The organism is Dactylococcopsis salina PCC 8305 (assembly GCF_000317615.1).
GTDB lineage: Bacteria > Cyanobacteriota > Cyanobacteriia > Cyanobacteriales > Rubidibacteraceae > Halothece > Halothece salina.
This window is the reverse complement of the sequence record NC_019780.1, coordinates 320,042-332,904: the sequence shown is the minus strand read 5'-3', so window position 1 is coordinate 332,904 and position 12,863 is coordinate 320,042. Positions and strand designations below refer to the sequence as shown.

At 42.8% G+C, this 12,863-nt stretch carries 2 protein-coding genes; both read left to right on the top strand.

What is annotated here, in order from left to right; genetic code table 11:
* The first annotated feature begins 33 nt into the window (after positions 1 to 33).
* Positions 34 to 4,404, top strand: coding sequence for a beta strand repeat-containing protein (locus tag DACSA_RS18125; protein WP_015228140.1), 4,371 nt, complete (start codon positions 34 to 36; stop codon positions 4,402 to 4,404).
* 69 nt (positions 4,405 to 4,473) lie between these two features.
* Entirely contained in the window at positions 4,474 to 12,801 is an 8,328-nt protein-coding gene (locus DACSA_RS01780; protein WP_015228139.1) for a cadherin domain-containing protein, read from the top strand.
* The last annotated feature ends 62 nt before the right edge of the window (positions 12,802 to 12,863 follow it).

Genomic DNA, 12,863 nt, shown 5'->3' with positions numbered 1-12,863 from the left:
ACAGATATTAATTGCAGGAGAGATTGATTAACCATGACTTTAGACTTCAAGCTAGATTTAGCCAAAAACGGCACGATCGCCCTAAACTCTCAGCCCTTTCTTACACAAGACTTAGTAACCAATGACTTATTGCATCACTCCTTAAAGCAAGCAGATGAACTGTTAAGTGATTTTCTGAACCGTCCAGACTGGGTTCAACAGATGGAACTTCCCTTTGGAGAGGCTGAGGAGTGGGGAGAAAACTTATCAGCCCCTCTGAATTTGCCGAGGCTTTCTATTGTTAGTGCAACGGAGTTACAGGGAGCTTTGGGGGCTTATGCTGGGGAAACTAACCAGATTTTCTTATCGCAGGAGTTGATTTTAGCGAATGCTGATCATCCAGAAGCAGTGACCGCAGTCTTGCTGGAAGAAATCGGACACGCGATCGATGCTCAGATTAATGAGACGGATAGCCCTGGGGATGAGGGCGCGATCTTTGCTTCCTTAATGCAAGGGGAAGATTTAAATCCAGAAACTTTAGCCCAACTGCAAGCAGAAGACGACAGTGCCACTTTAACCATTGATGGGGAAACAGTTATTGTTGAGCAAGCGACTGTTAGCATTGCTCCTGATGAGTCAGCTTTGAGGACAGCAATTAGCAGTGCCAATGCTGGTGATACGATTACTTTTAATGCTTCAGGCACAATTACTCTTACTAACGGTCAATTAGATATTGACAAGGCTCTCACTATTGATGGCGATTTAGATGATGATGGCACGCCTGATATTACCATTGATGCAGGTGGCAATAGTCGGGTGTTTAACATTGATGATAGAGATTTTGAAAGCGCGATCGATGTAACCATTGACGGACTCACCATCAGTGGCGGAAGCGCCTCTAATGGAGGAGGAATTAGAAACAATGAAAATTTAACCCTTAATAACAGCACTATCAGTAGTAACTCTGCTGATAGTGCAGGTGGGATTTACAATCGAGGTACGGCAAGCATCATTAACAGCACTATCAGTAGTAACTCCTCTAATTTTGGTGCAGGTGGGATTTACAATTACGGTACGGCAAGTATTATTAACAGCACCATCAGTGGTAATATTAGTAACAACTCCTCTACTTTTGGTGCAGGTGGGATTTACAATCAAGGTACGGCAAGTATCATTAACAGCACCATCAGTGGTAACTCTGCTGTTACAGGTGGGGTTAAAAATGGATTTAATGACACAATCAGCATCAGCAACAGCACCATCAGTGGTAACTCCGGCTCTAAAGGTGGGGGAATTTACAATGACGGTACGGCAAACATCAGCAATAGCATCATTGTCAACAGCGTCGGTGGAGATGTCCGAGGACGAAGTTTAATTATTGCCGAAGGAGTCAACTTGGTCGAAGATGGTAGCATCAGTAGTGCGTTAACTTTAGACCCCAATCTTTCCCCTCTCCAAGATAATGGTGGATTGACACTAACCCAGATTCCCTTAGCAGGCAGTCCCGTGATTGATCTCGGTGACAATAGGTTGATTCCTACAGATGAGTTTGACCTTGACAGTGATGGCGATACAACAGAAGCAGTACCCTTTGATCAAACGAGTAACTCTCGCATTGCTAACAGCAGTATTGATATCGGTGCAGTAGAGTTTCAAGGTAGTGGAACAGCTATTTTGACGGTTCCAAGTTTGTCCGCTAATTTGATTGTGGATACATCAGTTGATGAAAATGACTTTGATCTTAGCCCTGGAGATATTTCCTTACGGGAAGCCTTGGCATTTACTGAAGAAGGCGGAACAATCAGCTTTGCTCCTAATTTAGCAGGACAAACGATCACTCTAAATTCTAATTTAATTATTGATAAATCCTTAACTTTGGAAGGTTTAGGAGAAGATCAACTGACACTAGATGGAGGGGGATTTGATCGAGTTTTAACCGTTGACGATGGAGACAACAGCGTAAGCAAAACAGTGGCAATTTCTGGCTTGACTATAAGTGGAGGAACTGCTCAGAATGGGGGAGGGATTTTAAATCGGGAAAATTTAACCCTTACTAACAGTACTCTTAGTGGGAATAGTGCGAGAACTGGCGGGGGGATTGACAATGAAGGTACGGCAAGCCTTATTAACAGCATCGTTACTGATAACTCTGCATCTAGTCGCGGAGGGGGGATTTTTAGCAGCGAAAATCTAACCATTAGCAACACCATTATTAGTGGCAATTCTGCTGATAGTGAGGGTGGTGGGATTTTTAATAGTCAGTCTCTCACCTTGGGAATTAGCACGATCATCAATAGTAGTGTCAGTAGCAATTCTGCTAATCGTGGTGGCGGAATTGTTAACGGTGGTACACTTGATTTGAATAACAGCACTGTCAGTAACAATTCTGCTGATGAAGAAGGAGGCGGAATTTATTTATCTTATGGCACAGCAAGCCTCACGAATAGCATAATTAGTGGCAATTCTGGGAATCGTGGCGGCGGAATTTACAATAATCGCACATTCATGCTTACCAACAGCACTGTCAGTGGTAATTCTGCTAATGAAGAAGGGGGCGGAATTTTTGGCAGTCTCGGTTCATCAAGCCCAAGCAACAGTACCATCATCAATAGTACAATCAATGATAATACTGCCACTCAAGGAGGCGGACTATATAACAGTTACAGTTACAACTATTTTACGAATAACCTTGATATTGGTACTGTCACTCTCACTAACAGCATCATTGCTAACAGTATCGGAGGGGATGTAACCGACCAACAAGATGGCGTTACCACTGAAGGCGTTAACATTATTCAAGATGGTAGCATTCCCACCAGCGACAGTGTACTGAATGCCGATCCTCTTCTAGAACCTTTAGCCGATAATGGTGGTATTACTCTCACTCATGCGCTTTTAGAAGACAGTCCAGCGATCGATGCTGGCGATAACAACCAAATTCCTCCTGATACCTTTGATTTAGACAGCGATGGCGATACCTCAGAACCGATTCCCTTCGACCAACGAGGAGACGGCTTCGATCGCGTGTTCAATGGACAAGTGGATATCGGGGCCTTTGAACTTGGTGACAATGAAGTTCCTATTGCCAATAACGACACTGCAAGCACTGATGAAGAGACAACACTGAACGTCAATGCTGCCAATGGGGTTCTCGCTAACGATACTGATCCCGATGAGGGAGACACCCTCAGTATCAGTGCGGTTAATGGGGATGCTGCCAATGTTGGAACTGAGTTTGAGCTTGCTTCGGGAGCCTTATTAACGGTTAACGTTGATGGCAGCTACATTTTTAACCCCAACAGTGCGTTTGAAAACCTCAACGATGGTGAAACAGGCGAAGATATCTTTACCTACACTGTCTCTGATGGCAACGGCGGCACCGATACCGCAGAAGTGACGATTACCATCAACGGAATCACAGATAATGTTAATGATGATAATGTCCCACCCAACTTTGTCGATACCCAAGTTACAGTCGATGAAAATACCACTGCTGTTGCTTTAGAAGTAGAAGACCCTGATGGGGATAACGTAACCCTGTCCTTAGCTGGTGGTGCTGACCAAGGATTATTTACCGTTGATGTTGATGGTAACTTGAGCTTTATTGAAGCCCCAGACTTTGAAAATCCCATAGACGCTGATGAGGATAACATTTATGAACTAGAAGTCACCGTAGCAGATGGAAACGGTGGAAACACCAGTCAAACGCTCAACATAGAAGTGTTGGATGTTTCAGAAGAGACTAATGAACCTCCAATCATTACTTCTGATTCCTTACAAACTATTGAAGAAAACGCGATCGCGCCGCTCTCTCTCCAAGCAGATGATCCAGATGGGGATGAAGTTACTTTCTCCCTCACGGGTGGCGCTGACCAAGGATTATTTACGATTAATCCTGATACAGGAGAATTAGAGTTTAATAATCCTCCCGACTTTGAAAACCCCATAGACGCTGATGAGGACAACATTTATGAACTAGAAGTCACCGCAGCAGATGGAAACGGCGGAATCATCACCGAAAACTTCCAAATCGAAGTAACCGACGTTGATGAAACAATAGATTGGTCATTAGACATTGATGGAAATGGGGAAATTAGTCCGCTTTCCGATGGCATTATGACTGTGCGCTTTCTCTTTGGTGATGCGTTTAGTAATGATGACTTGATTAATGGCGCGATCGGTGCTGAGGCAAGTCGCAGCTTACCAGAAATTCGTGACCATCTCCAAATCGGAGTTGATGAAGGTTTCCTCGATATTGACGAGGATGGGGAAATTAATCCTCTTTCCGATGGCATTATCGCGGTGCGCTTCTTGTTTGGGGATGCTTTTGCTGGTGAGGCTTTGATTAATGGCGCAATTTCCCCTGATTCTTCTTTATCTCTAGAGGAAATTCAAGCCAATCTTGCTGATCTCACTTCTATTTAACCTCTCTCTTATTCACACCGATATTCACACCGATTTAACTCAACTAACACACTTTTTTAGGAGAACTCAATGAACTTTCAAATTATCCAACTTGCAACCCCAAACCTAACGGTAGAGGTAGATAGTAACTTTGATCTCGCTCTCAATTACAATACTTCCCCAGTGGATAATACCCTCACGGGAATTGCACTCCGTCTTCATTACGATTCCTCAAACCTCACCTTCAACGAAACCTCTAATCTCTTTGCAACTGATCTGTTTGGAGAAGTGAACAGCTTTGCTGATGAGGAAAACTTTGATAACGATTCTCAAACCGATCGCTATCTTCAATTCCAATACTTTAACTTTAATGGTAATTGGCCCGATCAACCTCTCCCCCTCAATCTCGGAAACTTCAACTTTACAGTAGAAAATCCTTTCTCTGACATTGATCCGAATCCTATTGATCTAATCCTCGAAAATAGGAGTCTTACCGTCGAGGAAGAGGTTTCTGGAGTCAGTTTCGGAACGCTGAATGTTCTTGATCCGAACCAAGAAACGGTTAATTTCAATGTTACTAGCTTTGATACTGCTTCTGGATATGAACTAGACAGTGATCCTCTTGAATTGACCATTGAAGAAACCTTTACCTTTACTGTCAGCGATGATCGTCTAGAAGTCGTCAACGGAGAGTTAAAACTTAAAGATGATAGTAGCTTTGACTTTGAAACCGATGGCGATTCCGTTAACGTCACTGTCACCGCTACTGGCGACACTGGAATCACGACTGAATCCACTTTTGAGATTACGGTTACTGAAATCGAAGTTAACGAAACTCCTCAAATTACAATTAGTAACCAAGTAGAGGTTTCTGAAAATACAACTCAAGTCACCACAGTTGCTGCGATCGATCCTGATGAAAACGACACTTTAACATTTTCCCTCTCTGAAGGCGCTGATGCTGATTTCTTTACCATCAATGAAGAAACAGGGGAATTGAGTTTTATTAATCCCCCAGACTTTGAATCCCCTGAGAGTGCTTCTGGTGATAACAGCTATGAGGTAACGGTAGCGGTGCGAGACACGGCGGATAATATCGATCGCCAAACTCTTACTGTCAATGTCACTGATGTTAATGAATCTCCTTCTCTCACGTCACCCACTACTGTCTCGATTGCAGAAAATCAGACTGATGTCACGACAATCACTGCGATCGATCCTGATAGCAACGAAACCTTAACATTTTCCCTCTCTGGTGGCGCTGATGCTGATTTATTTACCATTAACGAAGAAACGGGGGAATTGAATTTTATTCAACCTCCCGACTTCCAAAACCCTCGCAGCGCCTCTGGTGATAATAACTATGAAGTTGAAGTCACAGTGGGCGATCGCGCTGAAAATACAGACACGGAAACCCTCAACATTAATGTTACCGATCAGGTGGAGGAAGTTTCTCTGTTATTGTTTGAAAATAATAATGGAGAAAAAGGCGATCGCATTTTTAACAATACCGTTAACCCTGGACAAGAATTTTTTGCTGAATTTTTTATTAAAGACATACGAGAAAAAATCAATATTGACCAATTAGGTATTAACGGTTTAGGCTTAGATATCGACTTCGATGAGGAACAATTTGAACTGATTTCTCCCCTCGATGAAGCTGGACAATTAATTCCTGAAACTGCGATTACAGCGCAAGGATTCGACTTTTTCCAAGGCGGAAACTATAACCCAGAAACAGGAGAAATCGAGGGATTAAGTGCTAGTAGCATTAACTTAGAGGGAGAAGATAATCCTTCTCAAGGAAATCGAGGACGATTTGAGTCTTTCGCGCGACTAGGATTAAAAGCAACCACTACCCCTGATTTTTCTACAGAAACCCCTCCTTTAACCGTAGCAGTTAACCCGACTCAAGAGTTTTCCCTTGAGGATGGAAACGAAATTCAAGGGGGAGCAAATGTTCCGATTCCTTTCCTCACAATTGCGCCAGAAGTAGAAATAGATGTTCGTCTATTTAGCAGTGTTGATGGGGAAAAAGGAGAAGCAATTGCCAGTAATGTCAATCCTGGAGAACGGTTTTTCCTTGAAGTTTTGGTCAAAGATAATCGAGAAAATTTACCTGAATCGGAACAAGGAATTACAGGGTTAGGATTAGATATTGGCTTTAATTCTGAAGCATTTAATCTGGTTTCTCCTCTCGATGATTCAGGGAATTTAATTCCTTCTGATGTGATTATTCCTGAGAGTTTTACGAATTTCGTTAATGGTGAATTTGATGTAGAATCTGGGTTAATTCAAGGACTCAGTGCGTCTTCAATTGTGCTTGATGGTGACGATGGAAGCGCGATCGGGACGGAAGCGTTTTCCTCATTCGCATTATTAGAAATGGAGGCAAAACAAACTAAAACGTCTCTGGTTGATCAACTCGATCTGAATTTAAACTCGACTCAAGGCTTAACCTTACAAGATGGAAAATCAGAGAGCGACATTAATGTTGGAATTGAACAGGAAGTCATTACAGTCGCTCCGCCGATTGAGTATGAAATCGTTTTATTTGAAGATAATAATGGAGAAAAAGGAGATTTAATTGCTCAAAACTTGAACCGAGTTAATCCTGGAGAAACCTTTTTTGCTGATGTTTTAGTCAGAGATAATCGAGTTAATCTTCCTGAAGAAAATACGGGTATCAGTGCGTTAGGAATTGATTTTGAATATGATCCTGATCAGTTGGAATTGATTTCTCCTCTTAACGAAGCAGGAGAATTAAACCCTGAAGCCGCGATCGTACCGCCAAGTTTTACTTCCTTTATTGGGGGAACATTTGATCGAGAAAATGGTTTAATTGAAGGATTGAGTGCATCTTCAATTATTCCAGATAGTGAAGATGGAAGCGCGATCGGTGTGGGAGAATTTTCTACTTATGCGTCGCTAGGTTTTCAAGCCACTCAAGAGCTAAACTTAGCCAATGAAACGATCGATCAAAACTTCCAAGTCACCACAAATTCAACACAAGGATTCGCCCTCAACGACGGAAAAACAGAACAAGATATCACTCTTAATGATGAATTAGAAGTAACAGAAATTGCAGCGCCTGTTGAGGTAGAAATCGCTCTCTTTGAAAATAATAATGGTGAGGTAGGCGATCAAATCACCAATAATTTAATTACCCCAGAACAAAACTTTTTTGCGGAAATCCGAGTCAGAGATAATCGCACCAATCTCCCAACAGAAGACTTAGGAATTAGCGCATTAGGAGTTAATCTTGATTTTGATTCCGATGTCTTTTCACTGATTGCTCCTCTCAATGAAGATAATACATTTCAACCAGCCGAAGCTATTATTCCTGAAAGTTTTACCTCCTTTATTCAAGGTAACTTAGATGCAGAAAATGGTTTAATTGAAAGTTTGAGCGCTTCTTCCATTCGCCCAGGAGAAGAAAACGGCGATCCGATCGGTGTTGGTGAATATGAAACCTTAGCACGACTACAATTTCAAACCGAAAATGTTTTCGCCAGTAATGTCACCTTCGATCTAGAAATTAATCCCACACAAGGATTTGCATTAGCAGACGGTAAGACGAACAATAACACTATCAGCGAAGTTTTTGATCAAACCGTTAACATCACCTCAGCAATTTTTGAACAAGATCGCTTTATCTTTAATCCCATTAATTTAGATGGAATCAGTGAAGGAGAAGTTATCGGAGAAATTGGGATTATTGAAGAGAGTTTAGAAGACGCGATCGAGTTACAAATTATTAGCGGTAACGACAGCAATAATAATGAGATTCCCGCGTTTACAATCAACTCCGAAACTGGAGAAATCAGTGTTGCTAACCTTGAAGAAATTACAGAGATAACAACTCTCACCATCAACGCGAGTGATCCTTCAGGTTTACTCGATACGACTACGGTTGAAATTCCTCTTAATAATAGCCCCACTTTTACTTCATCAGATGCGATCGAGGTGTCGGAAAATGAAACCAGTGTTGTTACTCTCAGCGCCACTGATCCTGATGGAGATACGTTAAGTTTCTCGATTACGGGAGGTGTGGATGCGGCATTATTCACTCTCGATGATGAGGGAAGTTTAAGTTTCAGCAACGCACCTGATTTTGAGACTCCCAGTGATGAGGATGGGAATAATGTTTATCAGGTGACGGTGACGGTAGATGATGGTAAGGGTAGCACGGTTGAACAGGATTTAACGGTAAATCTCACGGATGTGAATGAAGCGCCAATTATTGAAGATCAAAGTTTCTCGATCCCTGAAAACAGTGAGGGGGAAACCGTCGTGGGGGCGATCGAAGCCAGTGATCCAGAAGGAAATTCCCTCAGTTACAGTTTAGAGGAAGAAGGCTTTGGGATTAATGAGACAGGAGAAATTTTCGTGACGGGTGAAACGGATTTAGACTTTGAGACGAATCCGAATCGAGAATTAACGGTAACGGTAAGTGATGGGGAATTCACACCAACCGCAACGGTGACGGTAAATCTCACGGATGTGAATGAAGCGCCAATTATTGAAGATCAAAGTTTCTCGATCCCTGAAAACAGTGAGGGGGAAACCGTCGTGGGGGCGATCGAAGCCAGTGATCCAGAAGGAAATTCCCTCAGTTACAGTTTAGAGGAAGAAGGCTTTGGGATTAATGAGACAGGAGAAATTTTCGTGACGGGTGAAACGGATTTAGACTTTGAGACGAATCCGAATCGAGAATTAACGGTAACGGTGAGTGATGGGGAATTCACACCAACCGCAACGGTGACGGTAAATCTCACGGATGTGAATGAAGCGCCAATTATTGAAGATCAAAGTTTCTCGATCCCTGAAAACAGTGAGGGGGAAACCGTCGTGGGGGCGATCGAAGCCAGTGATCCAGAAGGAAATTCCCTCAGTTACAGTTTAGAGGAAGAAGGCTTTGGGATTAATGAGACAGGAGAAATTTTCGTGACGGGTGAAACGGATTTAGACTTTGAGACGAATCCGAATCGAGAATTAACGGTAACGGTGAGTGATGGGGAATTCACACCAACCGCAACGGTGACGGTAAATCTCACGGATGTGAATGAAGCGCCCACTTTCACTTCTGACAATGCGATCGAGGTGTCGGAAAATGAAACCAGTGTTGTTACTCTCAGCGCCACTGATCCTGATGGGGATGCGTTAAGTTTCTCGATTACGGGAGGTGCGGATGAAGGTTTATTCATTCTCAATGATGAGGGAGGTTTAAGTTTCAGCAACGCACCTGATTTTGAAAATCCCGGTGATGAGGATGGGGATAATGCTTATCAGGTGACGGTGACGGTAGATGATGGCAATGGTAGCACGGTTGAACAGGATTTAACGGTAACGGTAACGGATGTGGATGAAGTAAATCGACCACCGATTGTGAGAAACCGCAATTTTGAGATTAATGAATCTGTTACTAATGGAACAGAAGTGGGACAATTACCCATTAATGATCCTGATGGTGATGATTTAAGTGTTAGCTTGAATACCTCTTCTCAAGTGCGTTTGATTAATTTATCTAATCGAGAAGAGGTGACAAAAAATCCCGATGTGGATAAAGATGGTAATCCGCCGTTTACGATCGATGCGACGGGAGTGATTACTGTTAATGATACTGATGATCTCGGCCCCTTATTTGAGTCCATTAACTCTAATTCTGGCGATTCGATTTTGAGTCGTATTGTTCCTTCCTTTGAGTTAACAGTTGAAGTCAGCGACGAAGAAGCAACGACGATCGGAAGCTCGAATATTGAAATGATCCTGAATTCGGCGAGCTTTGGTTTAGGTGATCCTCATGTCAGCAGCTTCGATCGCAACAACTTTAGTTTCCAAGTGGTGGGAGAATTTACCGTTGTTGAATCCACAGATGAAAATAATCCTCTAACCATTCAGGTGCGAACTTCTCCCACTATTGAAGAAGATGGAGAATCTTCCGATAGTCTTTCTAACTACACCGCGATCGCAACGGAAGTGAATGGAGACACGATCGCGCTTTACGCTGGTGAAGAAAATCCTGTCTTCATCAACGGTGAAAATGTCAGCGACTTAAACGAAACTCCTGTCACTGATTTAGACAATGGTTTATTCCAAATTAACCTAGATGAAGCTGGAGAAGAACGGATTGTTGTCCAAGTTTTTGAGAATCGGATTGATCCTCGTGTCTTCCTGTCGGAAGAACGAAACGGTAACATCGCTGGTGTTTTCGGAGACAAAGATGGTAATCCCAATGATGACTTTACCCTTCGTGATGGGACAATTTTACCAAACCCCACTTTTGATCAGATTAACAATCAGTTTGCACAAAGTTGGCGAACCACCGATCCAGCTAACTCTCTACTGTTAAGAGAGGGAGAAAACCTTGCTGAAATTAATGACACGAACTTCCCAGCTAGAGAAATCACTCTTGAGGTTTTAGAAGAACAGTTAGGAACAGATCGTTTTAACGACATTGTCCAACAAGTGGAAGCGGCTGGATTAACAGAAGGATTCCTACGCACCGCAGCGATTATTGACTTTGCAACCACTAATGATGACAGTTTTATTACTTCTGCTCTTAATGTTGCTGCCAATAATGGGACTCCACAAGTGGAAGATGCCATTTTCTCGATCGAACCGAATGCAAATGCGGAAGATGTTGTCGGTGAATTGTCTATTCGCGATGGCGACGATCAACTCAACAGTTTAACCCTCAGTATTCTACAGGGAAATGATGATTTGGATCAAGATGAAGAAAGTCCTTTTGCTGTTTCAGTGGTAGAAGTGGATGGCCAATTCCAACCCCGTCTCACCGTTAATGATCCTGATGATTTAGAACCAGAAATGAGTTTAACGGTACAAGCAACCGATCCATTGGGCGCAACGGATACAGGATTAATTACAATTGTTCAAAATGATCCGAATACGAATCAAGCTCCAATTTTGAGGGTGACAGTGTCCGATGTGGATGAAAATAGTCCTGTGGGAACGAATGTCGGTCGAGCAGGAAGCACTGATCCAGAAGGAGAAAGTGTTACGTTGAGTTTAAACGCTGTCGATGATCTCGATGGAGATGGCGAAGAGGCTTTTCAAATTAATCCTGAGACTGGTTTGATTACCGTCGCTGATCCCGATGACCTCAATTTTGAAGCCCAAGACAGTTTGACTTTTAATGTTATTGCCACAGATGATGAAGAAAATACGACGGAGGAAGAAGTAACGGTAAATGTCAATGATCTGCAAACGGAAGTTGATGTTACTCTGAATCTTCTCAATAGCGATGGGAGCGCGATCGAGGAAAATCGTCTGGTAGTTGGTGAAAACTTCTTCGTCGAAATTCTTGTTTCCGCAGATGATCCGAGTGGGATTAGCACCTTCTCCGCTAATCTCGATTTTGATGAACAGAGTTTAGATGTTTTGACTCCCCAATTTGACACTCCTTCGGATTTGATTAATGAAAAATTAGGTTTTGCTCCCGCTCGTGTGGCAACATTTTCTGAGGGGATGATCACTCTTTCTGGGGGAACAACGGATGCGGTAACTGATGCGGATGAAGATGGAGTTGCGGATAATGTCATTGGCGCTAATAATACTCCCGAACGGTTTGCGATCGTGGAAATGGAAGCAGTCGCCACAACTGAGGAAGGAACATTAACCTTAACTGTTCCAGGGGAAAATGAAGATGGACGCTCGATCGGAGCCACTCTTGGTAATGGTACTCCTCTCACTAATGAAGACATTACTCTCAACCTAGAAACAGAAACCTTAACCGTAGAGGTTGATAATAATCCTCCCGTCCTTAATGATCAATCTTTTAGCGTTAATGAAAACAGCGAAGAAGGAACAGTAATTGGCACAATTGATGCGGAAGACGCGGATGGGGATGACCTCACCTTTAGTTTCGGCGATGTTCTTCCCACAAATGTGGATCAAGATGGACAACTTCCTTTCGGGTTAGATGAAAATAGCGGTGAATTGACCGTCGCTGATCCCGATGACCTTAATCTTGCGATACAGGATACTTTTAACTTTGATGTGGTCGCCACTGATTCCGCTAACGCTCAAGCAACGGGAACAGTCACGGTTAATGTTAATCCGCCACGCTTTAGTCTGGATGTGGATAATAACGGCGATGCGAACGGTTCAGTGGATGGTTTAAATCTCTTGCGAGTGCTGTTTAACTTGAATCCAGAAACGATGGATACCAGTCAAACCGATCTCACCCAGCAACAAGTATTTGATAACATTCAACAGGGGCTTGAAGGAGATAATCCCCTTCTAGATGTGGACAATAGCGATGAGGCGAACGGTTCAGTGGATGGTTTAAATCTCTTGCGAGTGCTGTTTAACTTGAATCCAGAAACGATGGATACCAGTCAAACTGATCTCACTCAGCAACAAGTTTTTGATAACATTCAAGAAGTGAATTTATAACAGTTGATCGGGTTTGCCAGACTCCACTAAATTTCCGATTCCCGATGCTGCTAACCACACTG